Annotated in this window: 24 protein-coding genes; 15 read left to right on the top strand and 9 right to left on the bottom strand. The window is 65.8% G+C overall.

What is annotated here, in order from left to right; translation table 11 throughout:
• Window positions 1-2: 2 nt before the first annotated feature.
• From AC4OR5_RS16280 to AC4OR5_RS16270, 3 genes are all read left to right on the top strand, one after another.
• Entirely contained in the window at window positions 3-956 is a 954-nt protein-coding gene (locus AC4OR5_RS16280; RefSeq protein ID WP_003087742.1) for an alpha-E domain-containing protein, read from the top strand.
• Complete coding sequence (locus AC4OR5_RS16275) at window positions 953-1,753, top strand: transglutaminase family protein (RefSeq protein ID WP_058160683.1); 801 nt, start codon at window positions 953-955, stop codon at window positions 1,751-1,753. Before AC4OR5_RS16280 ends, AC4OR5_RS16275 begins: the two co-directional genes overlap by 4 nt.
• 81 nt (window positions 1,754-1,834) lie before the next feature.
• Window positions 1,835-2,566, top strand: a complete 732-nt coding sequence (locus tag AC4OR5_RS16270) for a proteasome-type protease (RefSeq protein ID WP_003100716.1) — start codon at window positions 1,835-1,837, stop codon at window positions 2,564-2,566.
• Between the two features lie 7 nt (window positions 2,567-2,573).
• Here AC4OR5_RS16270 and AC4OR5_RS16265 read toward each other — a convergent pair whose 3' ends face one another.
• Window positions 2,574-3,395 carry a cytochrome c gene (locus AC4OR5_RS16265; protein ID WP_003087745.1) on the bottom strand — a complete coding sequence of 274 codons (822 nt, stop codon included), beginning with the start codon at window positions 3,393-3,395 and terminating at the stop codon, window positions 2,574-2,576.
• Between the two features lie 112 nt (window positions 3,396-3,507).
• On the opposite strand from AC4OR5_RS16265, the gene AC4OR5_RS16260 reads away from it, so the two are divergent.
• The 3 genes from AC4OR5_RS16260 (at window position 3,508) to AC4OR5_RS16250 (ending at window position 8,329) form a co-directional block, all read left to right on the top strand.
• Window positions 3,508-4,395 carry an AEC family transporter gene (locus AC4OR5_RS16260; protein WP_003087746.1) on the top strand — a complete coding sequence of 296 codons (888 nt, stop codon included), beginning with the start codon at window positions 3,508-3,510 and terminating at the stop codon, window positions 4,393-4,395.
• A gap of 570 nt (window positions 4,396-4,965) precedes the next feature.
• A complete protein-coding gene (locus AC4OR5_RS16255) occupies window positions 4,966-6,171 on the top strand; it encodes an acetyl-CoA C-acetyltransferase (RefSeq protein WP_003087747.1) in 1,206 nt (401 codons plus the stop codon).
• A gap of 13 nt (window positions 6,172-6,184) precedes the next feature.
• Window positions 6,185-8,329 carry a 3-hydroxyacyl-CoA dehydrogenase NAD-binding domain-containing protein gene (locus tag AC4OR5_RS16250; protein WP_058160681.1) on the top strand — a complete coding sequence of 715 codons (2,145 nt, stop codon included), beginning with the start codon at window positions 6,185-6,187 and terminating at the stop codon, window positions 8,327-8,329.
• A 385-nt stretch (window positions 8,330-8,714) separates the two neighbouring features.
• Here AC4OR5_RS16250 and AC4OR5_RS16245 read toward each other — a convergent pair whose 3' ends face one another.
• On the bottom strand, window positions 8,715-9,629 hold the full coding sequence (locus tag AC4OR5_RS16245; protein ID WP_003087749.1) for a LysR family transcriptional regulator: 915 nt from the start codon (window positions 9,627-9,629) through the stop codon (window positions 8,715-8,717).
• Window positions 9,630-9,779: 150 nt separating this feature from the next.
• Here AC4OR5_RS16245 and AC4OR5_RS16240 point away from each other — a divergent pair, with 150 nt between their 5' ends.
• Both AC4OR5_RS16240 and AC4OR5_RS16235 read left to right on the top strand, forming a co-directional pair.
• Window positions 9,780-10,751, top strand: coding sequence for an aldo/keto reductase (locus AC4OR5_RS16240; RefSeq protein WP_003113567.1), 972 nt, complete (start codon window positions 9,780-9,782; stop codon window positions 10,749-10,751).
• A gap of 22 nt (window positions 10,752-10,773) precedes the next feature.
• Window positions 10,774-11,772: an NHL repeat-containing protein gene (locus AC4OR5_RS16235; protein WP_058160679.1), complete on the top strand. Its 999-nt coding sequence runs from the start codon at window positions 10,774-10,776 to the stop codon at window positions 11,770-11,772.
• A gap of 8 nt (window positions 11,773-11,780) precedes the next feature.
• On the opposite strand, the gene AC4OR5_RS16230 is transcribed toward AC4OR5_RS16235, so the two are convergent.
• The gene (locus AC4OR5_RS16230) at window positions 11,781-12,152 is read right to left on the bottom strand and encodes a glutaredoxin family protein (RefSeq protein WP_003087752.1); all 372 of its coding nucleotides are present in this window, start codon (window positions 12,150-12,152) and stop codon (window positions 11,781-11,783) included.
• Between the two features lie 244 nt (window positions 12,153-12,396).
• Between AC4OR5_RS16230 and AC4OR5_RS16225 the strand changes: the two genes are divergently transcribed.
• Window positions 12,397-13,119 carry an amidotransferase gene (locus tag AC4OR5_RS16225; protein WP_003087753.1) on the top strand — a complete coding sequence of 241 codons (723 nt, stop codon included), beginning with the start codon at window positions 12,397-12,399 and terminating at the stop codon, window positions 13,117-13,119.
• 57 nt (window positions 13,120-13,176) lie between these two features.
• Here AC4OR5_RS16225 and AC4OR5_RS16220 read toward each other — a convergent pair whose 3' ends face one another.
• The 3 genes from AC4OR5_RS16220 to AC4OR5_RS16210 form a co-directional block, all read right to left on the bottom strand.
• Window positions 13,177-13,416: a hypothetical protein gene (locus AC4OR5_RS16220; RefSeq protein ID WP_033981231.1), complete on the bottom strand. Its 240-nt coding sequence runs from the start codon at window positions 13,414-13,416 to the stop codon at window positions 13,177-13,179.
• A gap of 27 nt (window positions 13,417-13,443) precedes the next feature.
• Entirely contained in the window at window positions 13,444-13,662 is a 219-nt protein-coding gene (locus tag AC4OR5_RS16215) for a hypothetical protein (protein WP_003098091.1), read from the bottom strand.
• A gap of 154 nt (window positions 13,663-13,816) precedes the next feature.
• On the bottom strand, window positions 13,817-14,305 hold the full coding sequence (locus AC4OR5_RS16210; protein ID WP_003087756.1) for a hypothetical protein: 489 nt from the start codon (window positions 14,303-14,305) through the stop codon (window positions 13,817-13,819).
• 220 nt (window positions 14,306-14,525) lie between these two features.
• On the opposite strand from AC4OR5_RS16210, the gene AC4OR5_RS16205 reads away from it, so the two are divergent.
• The gene (locus AC4OR5_RS16205; protein ID WP_003087757.1) at window positions 14,526-15,032 is read left to right on the top strand and encodes a macro domain-containing protein; all 507 of its coding nucleotides are present in this window, start codon (window positions 14,526-14,528) and stop codon (window positions 15,030-15,032) included.
• 71 nt (window positions 15,033-15,103) lie between these two features.
• Here AC4OR5_RS16205 and AC4OR5_RS16200 read toward each other — a convergent pair whose 3' ends face one another.
• Both AC4OR5_RS16200 and AC4OR5_RS16195 read right to left on the bottom strand, forming a co-directional pair.
• Window positions 15,104-15,292: a hypothetical protein gene (locus AC4OR5_RS16200; protein WP_003087758.1), complete on the bottom strand. Its 189-nt coding sequence runs from the start codon at window positions 15,290-15,292 to the stop codon at window positions 15,104-15,106.
• A 149-nt stretch (window positions 15,293-15,441) separates the two neighbouring features.
• Window positions 15,442-16,131: a crotonase/enoyl-CoA hydratase family protein gene (locus AC4OR5_RS16195; protein WP_003087759.1), complete on the bottom strand. Its 690-nt coding sequence runs from the start codon at window positions 16,129-16,131 to the stop codon at window positions 15,442-15,444.
• 384 nt (window positions 16,132-16,515) lie between these two features.
• Between AC4OR5_RS16195 and AC4OR5_RS16190 the strand changes: the two genes are divergently transcribed.
• Window positions 16,516-16,800, top strand: a complete 285-nt coding sequence (locus tag AC4OR5_RS16190) for a GNAT family N-acetyltransferase (protein WP_003087762.1) — start codon at window positions 16,516-16,518, stop codon at window positions 16,798-16,800.
• 57 nt (window positions 16,801-16,857) lie between these two features.
• On the opposite strand, the gene AC4OR5_RS16185 is transcribed toward AC4OR5_RS16190, so the two are convergent.
• Window positions 16,858-17,934, bottom strand: a complete 1,077-nt coding sequence (locus tag AC4OR5_RS16185; RefSeq protein ID WP_003109525.1) for a 3-deoxy-7-phosphoheptulonate synthase — start codon at window positions 17,932-17,934, stop codon at window positions 16,858-16,860.
• Window positions 17,935-18,251: 317 nt separating this feature from the next.
• On the opposite strand from AC4OR5_RS16185, the gene AC4OR5_RS16180 reads away from it, so the two are divergent.
• The 4 genes from AC4OR5_RS16180 (at window position 18,252) to cysB (ending at window position 21,342) form a co-directional block, all read left to right on the top strand.
• A complete protein-coding gene (locus AC4OR5_RS16180; RefSeq protein ID WP_003122849.1) occupies window positions 18,252-18,629 on the top strand; it encodes a thioredoxin family protein in 378 nt (125 codons plus the stop codon).
• Window positions 18,629-19,576, top strand: coding sequence for a putative 2-dehydropantoate 2-reductase (locus AC4OR5_RS16175; RefSeq protein ID WP_003132841.1), 948 nt, complete (start codon window positions 18,629-18,631; stop codon window positions 19,574-19,576). Before AC4OR5_RS16180 ends, AC4OR5_RS16175 begins: the two co-directional genes overlap by 1 nt.
• Window positions 19,577-19,738: 162 nt before the next feature.
• On the top strand, window positions 19,739-20,236 hold the full coding sequence (locus AC4OR5_RS16170; RefSeq protein ID WP_003087770.1) for a universal stress protein: 498 nt from the start codon (window positions 19,739-19,741) through the stop codon (window positions 20,234-20,236).
• A gap of 131 nt (window positions 20,237-20,367) precedes the next feature.
• Entirely contained in the window at window positions 20,368-21,342 is a 975-nt protein-coding gene (cysB, locus tag AC4OR5_RS16165; RefSeq protein ID WP_003087775.1) for an HTH-type transcriptional regulator CysB, read from the top strand.
• Window positions 21,343-21,372: the final 30 nt, after the last annotated feature.

Here is a 21,372-nt window from a genome sequence, read left to right as displayed (position 1 = left end):
GCATGCTCAGCCGGACCGCTTCCGACCTGTACTGGATGTCGCGCTACCTGGAGCGCGCGGAGAACCTTGCCCGCATGCTCGACGTCAGCTACTCGCTGTCGCTGTTGCCGCAGGACCGCAACGGCGGCGGCCTGGACGAACTGGCCATGCCGCTGCTGATCACCGGCACCCTCGACGCCTACCTGGAGCGCCACGGCGAACTGGCCGCCGAGCGCCTGCTGAGTTTCTTCGCCCTCGACCCGGACAACCCGGCGAGCATCTACAGCTGCCTGGCCGCAGCGCGCGCCAGTGCCCATGCGGTACGCGGGCGGATCACCCTGGACATGTGGGAGAACATCAACGCCACCTGGCTGGAAATGCGCGGCATCGCCGCCGAGGGCATCCTGCGCTATGGCATCAGTCGTTTCTGCGAATGGGTGAAGGACCGCTCGCACCTGTTCCGCGGCGCGACCTTCGCCACCAGCATGCGCAACGATGCGTTCCGCTTCATCCGTCTCGGAACCTTCATCGAACGCGCCGACAATACCTTGCGCCTGCTCGATGCGCGCTACCAGACCCAGGGCGAGGCGGCGCTCGCCGGGGCGGACGAGGGCACCGCGCGCGGCTACTACCAGTGGAGCGCGCTGCTGCGGGCGCTATCCGCCTTCGAGGGCTACACCGAGCTGTACCGCGCTTCGCCCAACGCGCGCAACATCGCCGAATTGCTGCTGTTGCGCGAGGACGTGCCGCGTTCGCTGCTGTCCTGCATCGAGGAACTGAGCGAGATCCTTTCCGGCCTGCCCGGCGTCAACGGCCGGCCGGCGCAGCGCCTGGCCGCCGAGCTGGAGGCGCGGGTGCGCTACACCGGCATCGACGAGGTGCTGGAGCAGGGCCTGCATACCTGGATCACCGACTACATCCTGCTGGTTCGCCAGTTGGCCAACGCCATTCACAGCTCCTACCTGGAGGCCGCATGAGACTCTCGATCACCCACGACACCACCTATCGCTACGAAGACCGGGTGCGCGCCAGCATCCAGTACCTGCGCCTGACCCCGCAGGACAGCGAGCGCCAACACGTGGTCGATTGGCGCCTGGACCTGCCGCGCCCGGCGCGGCCGCTGCGCGATCCGTACGGCAACATCCTGCACGTCCTGACCCTGGACGAACCGCATGAGTCGGTCCTGATCGCCGCCCACGGCCTGGTCGAGATCGACGAGGAGCGCGAGGTGGAGCACTATCGCCAGTCGCCGTTGCCGTTCCTGCGCAGCACCCGCCTGACCGGCGCCGATGCCGAGATGCGCGCCTTCGCCGAACGCGCCATGGGCGGCCGCAAGGATCGCGGCGGCCTGCTCGACCTGATGCATGCGCTGCACGAGCATATCCTCTACCAGCCGGGGGCGACCCGCGTCGACAGCACCGCCATCGAGGCCTTCGGCGCACGCGCCGGGGTCTGCCAGGACCATGCCCATGCCTTCCTCGCCTGCATCCGCAGCCAGGGTGTACCGGGGCGCTATGTCTCCGGCTACCTCTACACCGAGGACGACACGCACCTGGCCAGCCATGCCTGGGCCGAGGCCTGGCTCGGCGACGGCTGGTACAGCTTCGACGTGACCAACCGGCTCGGCCGTCCGGAGCGCCATCTCAAGCTGGCCGTCGGCCTCGACTACCTGGATGCCTGCCCGGTGCGCGGCTTGCGCCGTGGCGGCGGTTGCGAGCAGATGCATGCGCGGGTGCTGGTCAGCGCGCCGCTGCTGCAGGTGCAGCAACAGTGACGATCCATTGCGCGCCTGGCGTTATCGGCGATTGCCTTTACGCTTGAGGGGCGGGGACGGACGGAATAAGGAAGATTCGAGATGACCTACTGTGTCGCGATGCACCTGGCCGACGGCTTGGTGTTCGCCTCCGATTCGCGGACCAACGCCGGGATCGACCATATCGCCACCTTCCGCAAGCTGTTCACCTTCGGCACGCCCGGCGAGCGCCTGCTGGTGGTGCAGACGGCCGGCAACCTGGCGACCTCGCAATCGGTGATCAACCTGCTGCAGCAGCGCATCCGCCGGGACGGCGCCAGCCTGCTCAACGTGCCCTCGGTCTACGACGCCACGGCGCTGATCGCCGAGACCACCCGCGAGGTGATGGCCCGCGACGGCGGCAATCTGGCCGGCAATACCGACCTGAGCTGTTCCTTCCTGGTCGGCGGGCAGATCGCCGGCGGACCGCCGGCGCTGTACAGCATCTATCCCCAGGGCAACTTCATCCAGGCCACGCCGGACACGCCTTTCCTGCAACTGGGCGAAAGCAAGTACGGCAAGCCGATCCTCGACCGCAACCTGACTTTCGACACGCCGCTGGAGCAGGCCCTGCGCTGCGCGCTGGTGTCGTTCGACTCGACCATCCGCAGCAACCTCTCGGTGGGCATGCCGCTGGACCTGCTGGTCTACCACCGCGACAGCCTGATCCTGCCGGAGGGCTACCGGGTCACCGAGGACGACGCCTATTTCAGCGCCATCCGCCGCCAGTGGAGCGCCGGCCTGCACGACTTGCTGGAGCGCCTGCCGTCGCCGCCCTCGGCGTACAACATCTGACGCCGCTTCAGCCGGCCGCGCCCGCTTTGCGGCCGGCCATGTGGCGCAGGTAGCCGATCAGCTGGCGCAACTCCTGGTCGTCGATCACCCGTTCCGGGAACGCCGGCATTTTCGCCTGTGGCCATTGCCGCAGCGCCTGCGGGTCGCGGATGTAGCGGGCGAGGAATTGCGGCTGGAAGTACTCGGTGGGGTTGTACGGCAGGTTCAGGTCCGGGCCGAACTGGGCGTCGCCGGCACCGTTGAGACGGTGGCAGGCCAGGCAGTTCTTCTGGAACACGGCGAAGCCGGCGCGCACTTCCGCGCTGGCGTCGGCGGCCGGCAGCAGGGCCGGGAAGCGTTCGGCCAGAGGGGGCTGATAGCGGATGCGGACGACCTGGAAGGGCCATTGCTCCGGACCGATGCGTTTTTCCTCGGGTTTGCTCCAGACCAGATAGAACGGCCCGGCGGACGGCTTGCCGGCGCCCAGCGGCGGCCAGGGGCGCTGCGGATCCTCTATCGCCAGCCAGGCTTGCGAGCCCTGTTCGGCGAGCAGCGGGGCGGCCGGCAACTCGGCGGCGAAGCCGTCGCTGGCCACGGCCTGCAAATGGTCTTCGGGATGCACGCCTTTCAACAAGGCCGCCAGTGGCACGGCGCGGTAGCGCATGTTCCGGCGGTAGGCGACGTCGGCCGGGATGTCCAGGTCGCGGGCCTGCGGATGCCTGAGCAGTTCTTCGCTGCTCCAGGTCTGCGTGCCCCCCGGCAGTTCCAGGCGGAGCTCGGCGGCCCAGGCGGCAGCCACAGGGAAGAGCAGGGCACCTAGCAACGCCAGGCGCGGGAGAGTGACAGGCATGCGGGTTCCTCGTGCATCCGCCGGTTATGACATGGAGCGAGAGATTGGCACGGAACGGGGGCCTCGCGGTAGCATGCGGGCCATTGCATAGCTGGCTAACCAAGGGGTTCTCGTGCTCGCCGAGTTGTTCGCCGTGATGGCGCCCGTGCTGTTCGGCGCCGGTGTCGGTTATGTCTGGGTCCGTCTCGGACACGCCTATCCGACCGAGTTCGTTTCGCGCATCGTGTTCAACATCGGTTCGCCATGCCTGATCCTCGCCACCCTGGCGCATACCCGGGTGGACCTGCACAGCTTCGGCCGGATGGCCCTGGCCAGCGCGCTGATCTGCGTCTGCATGGCTGCGCTGGGCTGGGCGGCGGCGCGCCTCGGGCGCCAGGAGTGGCAGGTGCTGGTGCCGGCCTACAGCTTCCCGAATGTCGGCAACATGGGCCTGCCGGTGTGCCTGTATGCGTTCGGCGAGGCGGGGATGACCCTGGCGGTGGCGTTCTACCTGATCATGTCGATCGGCAACTTCAGCCTCGGCGTGTTCTGGATGAGCGGCGAGCGCTCCTGGCGTTCGCTGCTGGGCAATCCGATCCTGCTCAGCGTGCTGCTGGCCTTGTTGTTGATGGGGCTCGACCTGCAACTGCCGCGCTGGATGGCGAATACCGTCGACCTGATGGCCGGGCTGACCATTCCGCTGATGCTGATCACCCTCGGCGTGTCCCTGGCCAGCATCCGTCCGCGGCAACTGGGCAATGGCTTCTTCTATGGCGGCCTGCGTCTTCTGCTGGGCGCGCTGGTGGGCTGGTCGGTGGCGCTGGCGTTGCAATTGCCGCCGCTGGCGCAGGGGGTGCTGGTGGTGCAATCGTCGATGCCGGTGGCGGTGTTCAACTATCTCTACGCCTTGCGCGGCAATCGTTCGCCGGATCAGGTCGCCAGCCTGGTGCTGTGTTCGACCCTGCTGTCGTTCGCCTTCATTCCGCTGCTGCTGACCTGGTGGCTGCCTGCGCTGCGCTGACCGCGAGGCGGTGCGCAGCGTGCAGGCAGCAGGTGCCCTAGCGGATCAGACTGTTAAGGTTGGGAAGGATCAGGATGACTGTGGTGGCGAAGACGATGAGGCTCGCTTGCCGCCATCTTTTTGGCTGCTCGTTCAACATGGCCTGTCTGCCTTTCTTGTTGTCGGGTGGCTGCCTGCTCCGCGCTACGGCCCGGCGGAACGGCTTGCCACGCAGTGGCGTACTCTTCGGTCGGCCCGGCATCCCCGGCGTCGACCTCCCTTTCGAACGCTTGCATGAATCAGTCTAAGCCCCGGCCTGCGCGGGCTTAGACCACTTGGATACAAGCTGCTCCGGTCTAGACATATTCCCTCTATATGACAGCGTGGTGACGGCTCTGGCGTGCGTCTCGACCGTTCGTCCGGTGTCCGGGTTTCCGGTCGAAAGATGGCATGGTGCTATCTTCCCGGCGTTGCAGGCTGAGCTGGGCGGTCAATCAGCCTGAGCGGTTCGGTCATTGTCCCGCCGGCGAGCCTGTTTAAGGTAGGCGGAGGCCCGCTCGGCCGGACGAGAACAGGATAAGAGAGACCGCCATGACCGACGCATTCATTTACGACGCCGTGCGTACTCCCCGCGGCAAGGGCAAGAAGGATGGCGCGCTGCACAGCGTCAAGCCGGTGAACCTGATGGCCGGGCTGTTGCGCGCGGTCCAGCGGCGCAACGACCTGGATACCGCCCAGGTCGACGATATCGTGCTCGGCTGCGTGACGCCGGTGGGCGACCAGGGCGCCGATATCGCCAAGACCGCGGCGCTGGTGGCCGACTGGGACGAACAGGTTGCCGGCGTGCAGATCAACCGTTTCTGCGCCTCCGGCCTGGAGGCGGTGAACCTGGGGGCGATGAAGGTACGCTCCGGTTTCGAGGACCTGGTCCTGGTCGGCGGCGTCGAGTCCATGTCACGCGTGCCGATGGGCTCCGACGGCGGCGCCTGGGCACTGGACCCGGAAACCAACCTGCACACCAGCTTCGTCCCGCAAGGGATCGGCGCCGACCTGATCGCCACCCTGGAAGGCTTCAGTCGCGCCGATGTCGATGCCTTCGCCCTGCGCTCCCAGCAGAAGGCTGCCAAGGCCCGCGCCGAAGGGCTGTTCGGCAAGTCGCTGGTGCCGGTCGCCGACCAGAACGGCATCGTCCTGCTCGACCACGATGAGTTCATTCGCGCCGACTCCACCCTGGAAGGGCTCGCCGCGCTCAAACCGAGTTTCGAGATGATGGGGCAGATGGGCTTCGACGCCACCGCGCTGCGCAAGTACAGCCAGGTCGAGCGCATCGAGCACGTGCATACGCCGGGCAACAGCTCGGGGATCGTCGACGGCGCCAGCGCCATGCTCATCGGCTCCGAGGCCAAGGGCCGCGAACTGGGCCTGAAGGCGCGGGCGCGGATCGTCGCTACCGCGGTGACCTCCACCGACCCCACCATCATGCTTACCGGCCCCGCGCCGGCGACCCGCAAGGCCCTGGCCAAGGCCGGCCTGAAGGTGGAAGACATCGACCTGTTCGAAGTCAACGAGGCGTTCGCTTCGGTGGTGATGAAATTCATGAAGGACATGGGCGTGGCGGAAAGCAAGGTCAACGTCAACGGCGGCGCCATCGCCATGGGCCACCCGCTCGGCGCCACCGGCTGCATCATCCTCGGCACGCTGCTCGACGAACTGGAGCGGCGCAACCTGCGCTACGGCCTGGCCACCCTCTGCGTGGGCGGCGGCATGGGTATCGCCACCATCATCGAGCGCGTGTGAAGGGAGAACCGGAATGACTGACGCTATCCGTTACGAAAAAGGCCAGGACAACGTCGTCGTCCTGACCATGGACATGCCCGGGCAGAGCGCCAACACCATGAACGGTGTCTACCGCGAGGCGATGGCGAAGACCATCGCACGGCTGGAGACGGAGAAAGAGGGGATCGCCGGCGTGGTGCTGACCTCGGCGAAGAAGACCTTCTTCGCCGGCGGCGATCTCAACGAGCTGATCAAGGTCACCAAGGCCGACGCCCCGGCCTTCTACCAGGGCATCCTCGAACTCAAGGGCCAACTGCGGCGCCTGGAGACCCTCGGCAAGCCGGTGGTCGCCGCGATCAACGGCGCTGCGCTGGGCGGCGGCTGGGAGATCTGCCTGGCCTGCCACCACCGCATCGCCCTGGACAATCCCGGCGTGCAGCTCGGCCTGCCGGAGGTGACTCTCGGCCTGTTGCCGGGCGGCGGCGGGATCGTGCGCATGGTGCGCCTGCTTGGCCTGGAGAAAGCCCTGCCGTACCTCGCCGAAGGCAAGAAGGTGCGTCCGGCGGAAGCGCTCAAGGCCGGGCTGATCCACGAACTGGCCGACAGCCCCGAGGAAATGCTGGAGAAGGCCCGCGCCTGGATCCTCGCCAACCCGGCGGCGAAGCAGCCCTGGGACAGCGCCGGCTACAAGATTCCCGGCGGTACGCCTGCCAGTCCCAACGTGGCGCAGATGCTGGCCATCGCACCGTCGGTGCTGCGCGACAAGACCAAGGGTTGCTTCCCGGCGCCCGAGAAGATCATGTGCGCGGCAGTGGAGGGCGCCCAGGTCGATTTCGACACCGCGCAACTGATCGAGGCGCGCTATTTCACCGAGCTGACCACCGGCCAGGTGGCGAAGAACATGATCGGCACCTTCTGGTTCCAGCTCAACGAGATCAACGCCGGCAAGTCGCGGCCGCAGGGGTATCCGGTGCGGGCGACGAAAAAGGTCGGCGTGCTCGGCGCCGGGATGATGGGCGCGGGCATCGCCTACGTATCGGCGGCGGCCGGCATCGAGGTGGTGCTCAAGGACGTCTCGCTGGAAGCGGCGGAGAAGGGCAAGGCTTATTCGGCCAGGCTGCTGGACAAGAAAGTTGCGCGCGGGCACCTGTCCGCCGAGAAGCGCGACGCCTTCCTCGCGCGGATCGTGCCGAGCGTCAGCGAAGCCGACTTCGAAGGCTGCGACCTGATCATCGAGGCGGTCTTCGAGGACCGCGCGCTGAAAGGCAAGGTCACCGCCGAGGCCGAGAGGCATGCCCTGGCCGATGCGGTGGTGGCGTCCAATACCTCGACCCTGCCGATCACCGGGCTGGCCCAGGCGGTGGCGCGGCCGGAGAAGTTCATCGGCCTGCACTTCTTCAGCCCGGTGGACAAGATGCCGCTGGTGGAGATCATCCGCGGCGAAAAGACCAGCGACGAAACCCTGGCGCGCGGCTTCGACTACGTGCTGCAGATCAAGAAAACGCCGATCGTGGTCAACGACAGCCGCGGCTTCTTCACCTCGCGGGTATTCGGCACCTTCACCAACGAAGGCATCGCCATGCTCGGCGAAGGCGTGAGCGCCGCGATGATCGACAACCAGGCGCGCCAGGCTGGGATGCCGGTGGGGCCGCTGGCGATTTCCGACGAAGTCTCGCTGAGCCTGATGACCCACATCCGCAACCAGACCGCCCGCGACCTCGAGGCCGAGGGCAAGGCTCTGCCGACGCACCCCGCGTTCGCCGTGATCGACCTGATGGTCAATGAGTACAAGCGCCCGGGCAAGGCGGCCGGCGCCGGTTTCTACGACTACCCGGCGAACGGCAGGAAACATCTCTGGGCGGAACTCAAGAGCCGCTTCGAGAAGCCCGATGCGCAAATATCCGCCGAGGACGTACGCGACCGCCTGCTGTTCATCCAGGCCATCGAGACCGTGCGTTGCGTGGAGGAGGGGGTATTGCACTCCACCGCCGACGCGAACATCGGCTCGATCTTCGGTATCGGTTTCGCCGCCTGGAGCGGGGGCGCCTTGCAGTTCATCAACCAGTACGGCCTGAAGGACTTCATCGCCCGCGCCCAATACCTGGTCGAACAGTACGGCGAGCGCTTCGAGCCGCCGGCGCTGTTGCTGGAGAAGGCGGCGAAGGGCGAGCTGTTCTGAGTCCTGACGTCGCATGGAGAGCCGGCCTTCGGGCCGGCTTTCTCGTGGTCGCGTACCGCGGCGGATGACGCCACCCCGGTATGCCCAGGTTCTTGCCAGCCAGGCCGCCACGGGTAGGGCGAATAGCTCCATGGGCGCTATCCGCCGATATGCCGAGGTTCGGCGGATAACCGCGATGCGGTTATGCGCCCTACGCCGCGCGTCGGTACAGGCCCTTGCCTCCAAGCCGCCATTGGTAGGGCGAATAGCGCCACAGGCGCTATCCGCCGATATACCGAGATTCGGCGGATAACCGCGATGCGGTTATGCGCCCTACGCCGTGCGTCGGTACGGGCCAGCCTCCATGCTTGCCTCCAGGCTGCCACGGGCGCTTCCGCCGATGTGCCTACGCGGGACCTGGGTGTTCCTCGCCGGGGTAGCGCAGCAGGTCGATCACGGCGCTCAACGCCGCCGGGTGGTTGCGGCGGTTCGGATAATAGAGATGGAAACCGGGAAAGGGGGCGCACCAATCCGCCAGGACCCGTTCCAGGCGGCCGGCGGCGAGGTGCTCGGCGACTTCCTCCTCGATGGCGAAGGCAATCCCGACATCGGCCAGCGCCGCCTGTAGCATCAGGCGCGGGTCGTCGAGGACCAGCGGTCCGCTCACGGCCACCGAAAGCGCTTTCGTGCCCTTGCTGAATTGCCATTTGTACAGCTCTCCGGAAGACACCTTGCGCCAGCCGATGCAACGGTGGCCGAGCAGTTCCTCCGGGCTACCCGGCCTGCCTTGCCGTCGGAAGTAGGCCGGGGTCGCGACGATGGCCAAGCGCAGGTCCGGGCCGACCCGCACGGCGCGCATGCCGTGCTGGAGGTCTTCGCCGAGGCGGATGCCGGCGTCGAAACCGGCTTCGACGATATTGGCGAAACCTTCGTCCGCCACCACTTCCAGGGTGATGCCGGGATAGTCGCGGGCCAGTTCGCCGAAACGTGGCGCGAGGACGAGACCGATGGCGTTTCGCGGTGCGTTGATTCGTACCAGGCCGTGAGGCGTTTCGCGAAAGCGGTTAAGGCTGTCCAGCGCGGCGGCGATGTCTTCGAACGCCGGGTCCAGGTGCGCCAGCAGGTGCTCGCCGGCCTCGGTCGGCGAGACGTTGCGAGTGGTGCGGTTGAGCAGGCGGATGCCGAGCTGGGTTTCCAGTTCGCGCAGGGTGTGGCTGAGCGTCGGCGGGGTTACGCCCAGGGTGGCGGCGGCGCGGCGGAAACTGCGTTCGCGAGCGATGGCGACGAAGGCGGCGAGACCGGCGAGATCGGGCTTTTTCATTGGATTATTAAGATAACTCGATCAATGAAAGAGATTTTTCCAGGATAGTTAGCTATTCGGCAGCAATATAGCATCGTCGGGAAACCTGGCTCATGAACAGGCTGGGCCGGGGAAACCGCTCTTTTCAGAGCCTTCCGACGAGGTCGTACGATGCAGCATGTCCGTCTTGGCAATAGCGGCCTGAAAGTCTCCCGACTCTGCCTGGGGTGCATGACCTATGGCGATCCGGCGTGGCGTCCGTGGGTGCTGGACGAGGAACGGGCGCGTCCGTTCATTCGCGAGGCGCTGGAAGCCGGGATCGACTTCTTCGACAGTGCCGATATCTATTCCACCGGCGAGAGCGAGCGGATCCTCGGGCGCGCGCTCAGGGACTTCGCGCAGCGCGAGGACCTGGTAATCGCCACCAAGGCGTTCTTTCCCATGAGCGACAGGCCCAACGCCTGCGGCTTGTCGCGCAAGCACCTGCTTGCCAGCGTGGATGCCTCGCTGCGGCGGTTGGGTACGGACTACCTGGATCTCTTCGTGATCCATCGCTTCGATCCGGACACCCCGATCGAGGAAACCTGCGAAACCCTAGACAGCCTGGTGCGCGTCGGCAAGGTCCGTTACCTCGGCGCCTCGTCGATGCCGGCCTGGCGCTTCATGAAGATGCTCGCCTTCCAGCGCCACCACGGCCTGGCGCAATTCATCTCGATGCAGAGCCAGTACAACCTGATCGTTCGCGAGGACGAGGAGGACCTCGTGCCGCTGTGCCGGGAAGAGGGGATCGCGTTGACGCCCTGGTCGCCGCTGGCGCGTGGGCTGCTGGCCGGAGCGCGAAGCGCCGGCACGCTGCGGACCCGGACGGACGAACAGGCCCCGCGCTGGTACGGCGGCAGGGAGGAGGTCGAGTCGACCCTCGGCGCGTTGGAGAAACTCGCCGCTGCCCGCGGGCTTCCACCGGCGCAACTCGCCCTGGCCTGGCTGCTTGGCCGGAACGGTGTCGCCGCGCCGATCGTCGGCCTGTCCAGGCCGCATCACCTCGAGGATGCCCTCGCGGCGCTGACGCTGGACCTCGCCGAAGAGGAGTGCGCCACGCTGGAGGCGCCGCTCACGGCGCGCGCCCGGACCCCGCGCTGGTAGGGCGCACATCGACGGAGAAAGCATGATGAGACGACAGGCTTCCGTGTTGCTGCTGGTATCCATGGTATCGGCGACCGTCTTGCCGGTTTTCGCCCGTGCGCCGGGCGAGCGCGAGCCGTCCTGCGCCGCGACGAGCATCGTCCTGCCAGCGGGGGCCCGGTATCCCAACGGCATCGCCCATACCGCCGATGGAACGCTGTACGTCGGTCTGGTCACCAGCGGGCGCATCCTGCGCAAGCCTCCCGGGGGCGAGTGGGAAACCTTCTTCGCCGGCAGCCCGGCGATCTTCGCTGCCACCGCGCTGCGGCTGGACGAGCCGCGTGGCCTGCTCTGGGGCAATTCGCCGGACTTCCTACCCGCTGGCCGGCGCCGGCCGCATGGGGTGTTCGCCCTGGATCTCGCGAGCGGTGCCGTGCGCCGATATCTGACCCTGCCCGGCGACGGGATGGGTAACGATCTCGCGGTGGCGCCGGACGGAACGGTCTACCTGAGCGAAACCCGGGATGGCAGCCTGATGCGGCTGCGGCCCGGGGAACCGGCGTTCCAGGTGTTGCTGCGCGACAGCCGCCTGGCCGGCCCCGGCGGGCTGGGCGCGGCGGGCATCGTCCGGGTGGACGACGACACCCTGCTGGTCGGCAGCTTCGGTAGCGGGGCGATCCATGTCGTCGAAGGGGTCGCCACGTGTCCGCGGCTGCGCGAGATGGAGCTGCCCCGAACGCTGGAGAATCCGGATGGCATGGCGCTGGCTCCGGACGGCTCGCTGATCGTGCTGGAGAACGCCATCCGCAGCGGCGCCGGCAAGGTGCTGCGGATCGCCGAGCCGCTCGCTCCAGGGCGGCGCGGCATCGAAGTGATACGCGAGGGCCTGGAGTCGCCGGTCAACCTGACCGTCACCGGACAGGGTTGCGCCTATGTCAGCGAGTCCCGCATTCGCCACCGCCTGTTGCCGGGGCGCGAGGGCGAGGTGCCGGCGCGTTTCCTGATCCACCGGCTGCCCCTGGACGCGGCCGGGGGCCGTTGATCGGCCGCTCAGGCGTTGGCGAAACGACCTTCCAGATAGGCGATGATCTCGCTGGATTCGTACATCCAGCGCACCTGGCCGTTTTCCTCGATGCGCAGACACGGCACCTTGACCTTGCCGCCGCCTTCCAGCAAAGCCTGGCGGGCCTGCGGATCGTTCATGGCGTCCTTGAGTTGCATCGGCAGGTTCAGCCGGTGCATGGCGCGGCGTGTCTTCACGCAGAACGGACAGGCGCGGAACTGGTAGAGCGACAGGTTCCGCAGCGCCCGCTCGACCTCGGCCTGAGCCTCGGCGCTGCGCTGCAGCTTGCGGGGGCGGCTGACGAAGTCGGCGAGGATAATCGCCTGACCCAGTCCGTTACGTACTGCCTTGAGCAACATGGCGTGTGCCTCGCGGGAAAACCGCCAGTTTACGTGGCGGTTCCGGGCATGGGGAGTCCTTCCGTCTCCTGTGCAGATTTCTTTACGGCTGGGCGTCTCGGGAATCTTTCTGCCGGCTGCTTGTTTTTTGGCGAATCGTCCGGATATTCCTTTCGAGGCCAGGGCGACGGTTCCCTTGCCCGCGCTCCTGTGTTAATTAAATCAAACGAAAACGACAATAACCCCACTTCTTCAGAGAGTCTTTATGTCGCTCCGCATCTGTATCCTGGAAACCGATATCCTTCGTCCCGAGCTGATCGAGCGCTACGAAGGCTACGGCCGGATGTTCCAGCAACTGTTCGCCAAGCAACCGATCGCCGCCGAATTCGTCATCTACAACGTGGTGGAGGGGCGCTATCCGGCGGACGACGAGCGCTTCGACGCCTACCTGGTGACCGGCAGCAAGGCCGACTCCTTCGGTCCCGACCCGTGGATCCAGACCCTGAAGACCTTCCTCCTGGACCGCTACGAGCGCGGCGACAAGCTCCTCGGCGTGTGTTTCGGCCACCAGTTGCTGGCCCTGCTGCTCGGTGGCAAGGCCGAGCGCGCCAGCCAGGGCTGGGGCATGGGCATCCACCAGTACCAGTTGAACGAACGGGCCGACTGGATGAGCCCGGCGCTGCCGGACCTGACCCTGTTGATCAGCCACCAGGACCAGGTCACCCGGCTGCCGGAAAACGCGCGGGTGATCGCTTCCAGCGACTTCTGTCCCTATGCCGCCTACGCCATCGGCGACCAGGTGCTGTGCTTCCAGGGGCATCCCGAGTTCGTCCACGACTATTCCCGCGAACTGCTCGAACTGCGCCAGCAGCACCTGGGCGAGGAACTCTATCGCAAGGGGGTCGATAGCCTGGCGAGGGATCACCAGGGCACCGTCGTCGCCGAATGGATGATGCGTTTCGTCGCGCGCCAGCCGACCGGCGCCTGAGCCGGCCCCGCGCCATGCGAGCGCCGCCAGCCTCCCGGGGTTGGCGGCGTTTTCGTTTCAGGCCGGGCAGTCGAGGATGAAGCGCTCCGGGATCCAGCGCTGCGGGCGTGCCGGCGGGGTGCCGCTCTGCAGCTTCAGCGCCAGGTTGGCCGCCAGCGCGCGGACCATCGCCTGGTTGCATTCGATGGTGCGCGCCAGTGCGCCTGCCGAGCCTTGGGAGAGGCCGAGTAGCGAGTAGCCATTGGTCAATATCGCCAGGGCGGCGACGATCCAGAATTTCCGTGTTTGCCTTCTCATGCTGTTTCCCGGGAAAGAAGCCGGCGTTCAACCGGCGCGTCGACTGTTCAACCCCGAGAGCAGGCCTGGCAGGGCCTGGCCGATCTGGTTGGAGAAGGTCGTGGCGGTGTCGTTGTCCGGTGTGGCGTTCCTGGCGCTTTCGGCGCCGGCGACGAGGCTCAGCACGACCAGCATGAGGATGGCGTACAGACCCAGGGTGGCCAGGGCGGTGTTGCGGGCGTAATGGCGTGGGCTGCGACGTTTCATGGCGGCTTCCGTGATCGATACCTCGGATGGGCATAGGATCGCGGAGAAGAATTCGATTGGATAACGAATTGTCGCGCTATTAACTATCGACAGAAATGATGCTTTGGCCGAACGACCGGTACGGGTTGCGGGGCCCGGGTTCGGGCCCGATGGATCAGGACGAAGTCGGCGCGAGCAGGCGATCGACCACCTGCCGGGCTCGCTCGAAGGAGGGGTAGCCGCTGCGCGCGACCGGCAGCTCGGCGTAGGCCTGGCGATAGGTCTCGGCCTTGGGAATATCGGCGCGCGGCAACAGGAAGGGCTCGGCGTAGATCTTGTAGAGCATCGCGTTGGCCAGCGGGTAGCGTCGCTCGGCGGAACGTTCGAGGAGGCGGGTGATGCGCTCGCAATCGCTGGCCTGGCCGTCGCGGCGAGCGATCAGCACGGCCTGGTAGAAGTCCGCCTCGCCGCTGCGGTCGTCGCGCGCTGCGCGCTCCAGCAGGGCCTGGGCCAGCGGCAGGCGATCGCGGTCGTTGGCGACGATGATCAGTTTCGCCTGCAGCATGTCGTTCTCGTACAGCAGTTTTTCCCTGTCGCTGTCCTGGCGGCAGGTGGCGCAGCTTGCCAACAGCGGGATCAGGCAAAGTGCAATCCATTTCGGCATGGCGGTTGTTTCCTTGTCATGGATGAGACGGCACGAGGCTGGAATCCAATGGAGAGGCGAGGCGCCTCCAAGGTTCCCTCGCATGCAGTCTAGTCGGCCCGTAGCGGATGGGACCGGCCGTTCTTGATACGCATCAACTGGCGCCGGCGGGCAAGGCGTACGGTGAAAGATGCAGGGCGGCGCACGAAGCGCCTGTCCCGAAGCCAAGAAGGAAACGCTCATGATTCGTGAAGTTGAAGGTGACATTCTGCTTTCCGGGGCCCAGGTGATCGCCCACGGCATCGCGCCCCAGGACCATTTCGACAGCGGCCTGGCCCTCGCCTTGCGCGAACGCTGGCCGTCGATGGTTCGCGACTACCGGCATGCCGCCCATGCCAGGGCGCCCGAGCCGGGCGGCATCTGGGTCTGGGCCGGGGTCGACGAGCAGGGCAAGACCCAGTGCATCGTCAACCTGATCACCCAGGGCATGCTGCACAGCGGTCGTAGCGCCAAGCCGGGCAAGGCGAGCCTGGAGGATGTCGGCCATGCCCTGCGCGAGCTGGCCCGCTATGTGCGCAGCGAAGGGGTGAGCAGCCTGGCTCTGCCCTGCGTGGCGACGGGAGTGGGCGGGCTGGACTGGTCCGAGGTCAAGCCGCTGGTGGTTCGCCACCTGGGCGACCTGGAGATCCCGGTGATTCTCTACGAGGTCTATCGCAAGGGCGTGGCGGCCGAGGAAAAGCTGGCCTGAACGAAAAGCCCGGCGTGAGCCGGGCTTTTCAGGGTTGCGGGGAGAAGAAGAACGTTCCTGGCAGGCGGCGTTCAACCCTGCGCATCGGTGTCGCTCGCGGTTGGCGCCGTGGCCTGTTGCTGCTGGGCCTGCTCGATGGCGTGCTGGTTCAGTTGGACCATGCGGTTTTCCATCAGGCTGGATTCGTCGGCGAAGCTGGCTTGCACTGCGAGGGTGGTAGCCATGCCGAGGAGAATGGCGGCGAAGACATTGCGTTTCATGATGACCTCCGGTTTTCCTTGGGAATGTCATCAGGATAATTCGTAATAATTTTTTAAAAATAGCAGTTCTGGAGAGTTACCTTTGCGTAATAAGTAATTATTGGGCGCAAAAAAGCCCGGTATCAACCGGGCTTTCGCTGGAGCGGGCCTTAGCCCAGGTGCTTCTTGTCCAGCTCGATCGCCTGGTCGAGGGTTTCCAGCAGTGCCTTGCGCACCTTGAGCTTGGTATTGCGGTGCGCGGTCATGTTGAGTTTCTTCAACTGCTGGGCCGCCGCACGCGCGCTTTCCTGCAACTGGTCGGCGCTGACCAGGGTGTCGAGGAAGCCGGCATCCACCGCAGCGGCCGGACTGAACATCTCGGCATTGATGACCGAGCGGGTGAACGCCGACTTGCGCAGGCGATCGCGGGCCAGTTCGATGCCGACATGGTGCATGGTCATGCCGATGGCGACTTCGTTCAGGCCGATCTGGAACGGCCCGTCGACGCCGATCCGGTAGTCGGCCGAGAGCAGCAGGAAGGCGCCCTTGGCTACCGCGTGCCCGGGGCAGGCGACGATCACCGGGTAGGGATGGGAGAGCAAGCGGCGAGCCAGGGTCGAGCCGGCGGCGACCAGGTTGACGGCATTCTCCGGGCCGGAGGTCATGACCTTCAGGTCGTAGCCACCGGAGAGGATGCCCGGCTGGCCAGTGACGATGACCACGGCCTTGTCCTGCAAGGCCTGGTCGAGAGCCTGGTTGAAGGCGTCGATCACCGCCGGGGAGATGGCGTTCACCTTGCCGTTGTTGAGGGTCAGGGTGGCGATGCCGTCTTCGAACTGGTAGCTGATCAACTCGCTCATGGCAGGATTCCTTTTGGTGGAGTGGCGCAGACCTTACTGATGGCCGCCGTCGGCGTAAAGCGCTTTGGCTGACCCGCGGGTCATGCGCGATTGCGCTTGCGCGGCCTCCCGGCCAGGGCTCCAGCGACGCCTGCGCGTTCCTGCCAGAAGAAACGGTTGAGTCTGACCGGGGAAGACAGCAATATGGGCCCTATCGTTAGTCCGGCCTTGCATGCGGTGCAGGCCAGCCGTTTCGAGGATGTCCGCCAGGCGCGATCCGCCACCGGGACGAGAACGGACGAAGGTCTCCGGCGGTCCGCTGGAGGCCGGTACGCGGGGGCGTCCTCGCGAGGAACCTATCAATCAGGCGCGGGTCGGGTTACGAACCCGTTGAGGAGATCCAAAGTGAGCGAGTCCCTGTCCATCCATCATGACGTGGGCGGCCATCAATTCGAGACGACGGTGGATGGCCATCGTGCCTATCTGGCCTATATGGACCTGGGCAAGCAGACGCTGGATATCTACCGGACCTTCGTACCGGATTCGCTGCGTGGTCGCGGTATCGCCGCTGCGTTGACCGAGCACGCCCTGCAGTACGCCGACCGCATGGGCTACAGCGTGATCCCGTCCTGCTCCTACGTGGAGCGTTACATCGAGCGCCGTCAGCGTCAGGCCGATCCGGCCGCCTGAGCAGGCGCGCAATGAAAAACGCCGGGCATCAGCCCGGCGTTTTCGTTTCCGCCTCGCTCAGCCGCGCTGGCGTTTCGGCAGCACGTCCTTGAGCTTGGCGTGCATGCTGCGGATGCTCTTCTCGGTGGTCGCCCAGTCGATGCAGGCGTCGGTGATGGAGACGCCGTACTGAAGTTGGTCGAGATCCTTCGGAATCGGCTGGCTGCCCCAGCCCAGGTGGCTTTCCACCATCAGGCCGACGATCGAGTTGTTGCCTTCGACGATCTGGTTGCTGACGTTGTCCATCACCAGCGGTTGCAGGGCCGGGTCCTTGTTGGAGTTGGCGTGGCTGCAGTCGACCATGATGTTCAGCGGGATTTTCGCCTTGTTCAGGTCCTGCTCGCAGAGCGCGACGCTGACCGAATCGTAGTTCGGCTTGCCGTTGCCGCCGCGCAACACCACGTGACCGTAGCGGTTGCCCTTGGTGGTCACGATGGACACGCCGCCCTGCTGGTTGATGCCGAGGAAGCGATGCGGGCTGGAGACCGACTGCAGGGCATTGATCGCCACGGTCAGGCTGCCATCGGTGCCGTTCTTGAAGCCGACCGCGGAAGACAGGCCGGAGGCCATCTCGCGGTGAGTCTGCGATTCGGTGGTACGGGCGCCGATCGCCGACCAACTGATCAGGTCCTGCAGGTACTGCGGGGAAATCGGGTCGAGCGCTTCGGTGGCGGTGGGCAAGCCTTTCTCGGCAAGGTCGCGGAGCAGTTGGCGGCCGATGTGCAGGCCATCCTGGATCTTGAACGAGTCGTCCAGGTACGGATCGTTGATCAGGCCTTTCCAGCCCACCGTGGTACGCGGCTTCTCGAAGTACACGCGCATCACCAGGAACAGCGTATCCGCCACTTCGGCCGCGAGCGCCTTGAGGCGGTCGGCGTATTCGTGGGCGGCCTTGATGTCGTGGATGGAGCAGGGGCCGATCACCACGAACAGACGGTGGTCCTTGCCATCCAGGATGTCGCGCACCACCTGGCGACCCTGGGCCACGGTCTGCAGGGCCTTGTCGGTCAGGGGAATTTCACGCTTGAGCTGCTCCGGCGTGATCAGGGTCTCGTTGGAGGCAACGTTAAGGTCGTCGATCTGTAAATCAGCCATCGTGGTACTCAATCAGGTCACGGGCGCCGGCCGCCGGGAGGCCCCCTGCGAAAGGGCGCAGGCATGAAGTTCGCAAACGGGGAGACGAACCTTAACGTGTCGGGCCGGGCCTAGACAATGGGCGGGATGCGGTTCGCCGGTGTTTTCCCCGCTCTGCGCACGTTTTCTTCGTTGCTCCGGGCCAAGGCTGCCAGCGGAGTTGCAGGCGAGGCCGCCGCGGACGATATTGTGCAGGTGCTGCGGAGGGGCGCGCCTTGCCTGGATCCGCTGGCCGAGGAGGGCGCCAGCGCTATCGCAGGAGCCGAAGCATACGGATGATGGCCGGGATCCATTTCTTCCTTTCTATCGAGGTCAGCAGCGTGCCGTCCCTGGAACTCACCGATCTGGACGCCGACCGGCAGTTGCTTGCCCTGGAAGGGGTTTCGCTGTTGGTATTCACCAGCGAAGGCTGCGCGTCGTGCCGCTGGGCCCGGCGCCATCTCCCCGCGATGGAGCTGCCCATCGAGCGCCTGTGCTGGGTGGACGCCGGCCGCAATGGCGGCCTGGTGGAACGCTACGGCGTCTTTCACCTGCCGGCCCTGTTCATGGTCCGTGATGGCCGCTTCCATGGCGCACTGAACGTTCCGCTGCACCAGGAAGCCTTGCGGGGTGCGGTGCTGGCGGGGTCGACCGCTTTACCTGAGGAGTTGCCCTGATGGATTTCAAGCAGCAACGGATCGGCGTCATCGGTACGGGAGCCATCGGCGGCTTCTATGGACTGATGCTGGCGCATGCCGGTCACGACGTGCATTTTCTCCTGCGCAGCGAGTTCGAGGCGGTCAATCGCGCCGGACTCAGCCTGAATAGTGCGGTGCATGGCTCCCGGCGCCTGGCGCCGGTCCAGGCCTACCATTCGGCGCAGGACATGCCGCCCTGCGACTGGTTGCTGGTGGGCGCCAAGACCACCGGCAATGACGAACTGGCACCCCTGATCCGCGCAGCGGCGGCGCCGGGAGCCAAGGTTCTGCTGCTGCAGAACGGTCTGGGCGTGGAGGAGCGGCTGCGGCCGTTGCTGCCGGAAAGCCTGCATCTGCTGGGCGGCCTCTGCTTCATCTGTGTGCATCGCGGCGAACCGGGCGTGATCGAGCACCAGGCCTACGGCGGAGTGAATCTCGGCTATCATTCCGGACCGGCCGACGAGCGACGCCGGCGCGAGATCGTCGAGGAGGGCGCCGCGCTGTTCCGCGAGTCCGGGCTGGAGTCCACGGCGATGCCCGACCTGGAGCAGGCGCGCTGGCAGAAGCTGGTCTGGAACATCCCCTACAACGGACTGTCGGTATTGCTGAAGAGCAGCACCGCGCCGCTGATGGCCAACGCGGACAGTCGGTCGCTGATCGAGGCGATCATGGAGGAAGTCATCGGTGCTGCCGGCGCCTGCGGCTTCATCCTGCCTGAGGGCTATGCGGACCAACTGCTGGCGGCGACCGAGCGGATGCCCGACTATCGGCCGAGCATGTACCACGACTTCGCCCATGGGCGGCCACTGGAGCTGGCGGCGATCTATGCCGCGCCCCTGGCCCGCGCTGCTGCTGCGGGCTACCGGATGCCCAGGGTCGAGGCGCTGCACCAGGCGTTGCGCTTCCTCGAAGCACAACCGCGCTGAAGGGCCGAGCGCGGCGACCAGCCGGCGCCGCGCTCGCAGGGAGAAAAGGGATTTACCCCAACGGGCCGGAAAAAGCCCGAAACAGCAGGGAACGCTAGGAGAATGGATGCTTGCTGCTAATCTGCTAATGAGGCCCGCCGCGCAGGCTGTCGAGGAGGCCGCATGATTCGTTCGATTCTCTACGCCACCGATCTGGGGCTCTATGCTCCCTATGTCCTGCAACACGCCCTGTCGCTGACCCGCGCCTACAACGCCGAGCTCTATGTCGTCCATGTGGTGGAGCCCCTCGGGCTGTTCGCCGAGTCGGTCCTGCAGACCTACCTTGACACCGAGCGTCTCCAGGACCTGCGGGCGCAAGGGCTGGACAACGTCATGGAAAGCATCGAGAAGCGGGTCCTGGAAGGGTTTCGCGATGAACTCGGCGAGTTGCCCCAGGATGCGGCGCTGGTCAAGAGCGTGCGGGTGGTGCAGGGCGACCCGCCGCAGATGATCCTCGATGAGGCGGAAAAGCTGGCCGTGGACCTGATCGTCGCCGGCAGCCATAGCCACGGCACCCAGCTCGACACGCCGCTGGGCCGGACTGCCGCGCGTCTGGTGCAACTGGCGGAGGTACCGGTGTACCTGGTGCCGATGTTGCAGCACCGTAGTCGCGACCTGTAGGCCAGCGGTCGGCTGGTGAAAAAGCGTGCAAAATCAAAAAAAACGTCTAATTTTATTCCTCAAACCATTAATATGGTTATATACCTTCGGTTCTTGATCGCCGGTCGCGACAACCTTTTCGAGGAATCTCCATGAAGCTTCAGCAATTGCGCTATATCTGGGAGGTTGCGCACCACGACCTCAACGTCTCCGCCACGGCGCAGAGCCTCTATACTTCGCAGCCGGGCATCAGCAAGCAGATCCGCCTGCTGGAGGACGAACTGGGCGTCGAGGTGTTCGCTCGCAGCGGCAAGCACCTGACCCGGGTGACGCCGGCGGGGGAGCGGATCATCCATACCGCCGGCGAGATCCTGCGCAAGGTCGAGAGCATCAAGCAGATCGCCCAGGAATTCTCCAACGAGAAGAAGGGCACGCTGTCCATCGCCACTACCCACACCCAGGCGCGCTATGCGCTGCCCAACGTGATCAGCGGCTTCATCAAGCAGTACCCGGACGTCTCCCTGCACATGCACCAGGGCACGCCGATGCAGATCGCCGAAATGGCGGCCGACGGCACCGTCGACTTCGCCATCGCCACCGAGGCGCTGGAGTTGTTCGGCGACCTGATCATGATGCCCTGCTACCGCTGGAATCGCTGCGTCATCGTGCCCCACGGGCATCCGCTGACCAAGCTGCCGAAACTGACCCTGGAAGCCCTGGCCGAGCAGCCGATCGTCACCTACGTGTTCGGCTTCACCGGCCGTTCCAAGCTCGACGAAGCCTTCAGCCAGCGCGGACTGGTGCCCAAGGTGGTATTCACCGCGGCCGATGCCGACGTGATCAAGACCTACGTGCGGTTGGGCCTGGGGGTCGGCATCGTGGCGCACATGGCGGTCGATCCGAAGCTCGACAACGACCTGGTGATCCTCGACGCCAGCCACCTGTTCGAGTCCAGCGTGACCAAGATCGGCTTCCGCCGCGGCACCTTCCTGCGCGGCTTCATGTGCGACTTCATCGAGAAATTCGCTCCGCACCTGACCCGCGAGCTGCTGGCCAAGGCCGTGCAATGCCACAACAAGGCCGAGCTGGACGAGTTGTTCGACGGCATCGAACTGCCGGTCTACTGATCGCCTCGGCCCATGAAAAAGCCCGGCCTG

This window comes from Pseudomonas sp. YA1 (assembly GCF_058680555.1).
Note: the sequence above shows the minus strand (reverse complement) of the source record. Positions and strands in the feature narration are given on the sequence as shown.

Bases quoted from the DNA above. Each gene is read 5' to 3' on its own strand.
- AC4OR5_RS16280 (WP_003087742.1), top strand. From the start codon at position 3: ATGCTCAGCCGGACCGCTTCCGACCTGTACTGGATGTCGCGCTACCTG.
- AC4OR5_RS16275 (WP_058160683.1), top strand. From the start codon at position 953: ATGAGACTCTCGATCACCCACGACACCACCTATCGCTACGAAGACCGG.
- AC4OR5_RS16270 (WP_003100716.1), top strand. From the start codon at position 1,835: ATGACCTACTGTGTCGCGATGCACCTGGCCGACGGCTTGGTGTTCGCC.
- AC4OR5_RS16265 (WP_003087745.1), bottom strand. From the start codon at position 3,395: ATGCCTGTCACTCTCCCGCGCCTGGCGTTGCTAGGTGCCCTGCTCTTC.
- AC4OR5_RS16255 (WP_003087747.1), top strand. From the start codon at position 4,966: ATGACCGACGCATTCATTTACGACGCCGTGCGTACTCCCCGCGGCAAG.
- AC4OR5_RS16250 (WP_058160681.1), top strand. From the start codon at position 6,185: ATGACTGACGCTATCCGTTACGAAAAAGGCCAGGACAACGTCGTCGTC.
- AC4OR5_RS16245 (WP_003087749.1), bottom strand. From the start codon at position 9,629: ATGAAAAAGCCCGATCTCGCCGGTCTCGCCGCCTTCGTCGCCATCGCT.
- AC4OR5_RS16240 (WP_003113567.1), top strand. From the start codon at position 9,780: ATGCAGCATGTCCGTCTTGGCAATAGCGGCCTGAAAGTCTCCCGACTC.
- AC4OR5_RS16235 (WP_058160679.1), top strand. From the start codon at position 10,774: ATGATGAGACGACAGGCTTCCGTGTTGCTGCTGGTATCCATGGTATCG.
- AC4OR5_RS16230 (WP_003087752.1), bottom strand. From the start codon at position 12,152: ATGTTGCTCAAGGCAGTACGTAACGGACTGGGTCAGGCGATTATCCTC.
- AC4OR5_RS16225 (WP_003087753.1), top strand. From the start codon at position 12,397: ATGTCGCTCCGCATCTGTATCCTGGAAACCGATATCCTTCGTCCCGAG.
- AC4OR5_RS16220 (WP_033981231.1), bottom strand. From the start codon at position 13,416: ATGAGAAGGCAAACACGGAAATTCTGGATCGTCGCCGCCCTGGCGATA.
- AC4OR5_RS16215 (WP_003098091.1), bottom strand. From the start codon at position 13,662: ATGAAACGTCGCAGCCCACGCCATTACGCCCGCAACACCGCCCTGGCC.
- AC4OR5_RS16210 (WP_003087756.1), bottom strand. From the start codon at position 14,305: ATGCCGAAATGGATTGCACTTTGCCTGATCCCGCTGTTGGCAAGCTGC.
- AC4OR5_RS16205 (WP_003087757.1), top strand. From the start codon at position 14,526: ATGATTCGTGAAGTTGAAGGTGACATTCTGCTTTCCGGGGCCCAGGTG.
- AC4OR5_RS16200 (WP_003087758.1), bottom strand. From the start codon at position 15,292: ATGAAACGCAATGTCTTCGCCGCCATTCTCCTCGGCATGGCTACCACC.
- AC4OR5_RS16195 (WP_003087759.1), bottom strand. From the start codon at position 16,131: ATGAGCGAGTTGATCAGCTACCAGTTCGAAGACGGCATCGCCACCCTG.
- AC4OR5_RS16185 (WP_003109525.1), bottom strand. From the start codon at position 17,934: ATGGCTGATTTACAGATCGACGACCTTAACGTTGCCTCCAACGAGACC.
- AC4OR5_RS16180 (WP_003122849.1), top strand. From the start codon at position 18,252: ATGGCCGGGATCCATTTCTTCCTTTCTATCGAGGTCAGCAGCGTGCCG.
- AC4OR5_RS16175 (WP_003132841.1), top strand. From the start codon at position 18,629: ATGGATTTCAAGCAGCAACGGATCGGCGTCATCGGTACGGGAGCCATC.
- AC4OR5_RS16170 (WP_003087770.1), top strand. From the start codon at position 19,739: ATGATTCGTTCGATTCTCTACGCCACCGATCTGGGGCTCTATGCTCCC.
- cysB (WP_003087775.1), top strand. From the start codon at position 20,368: ATGAAGCTTCAGCAATTGCGCTATATCTGGGAGGTTGCGCACCACGAC.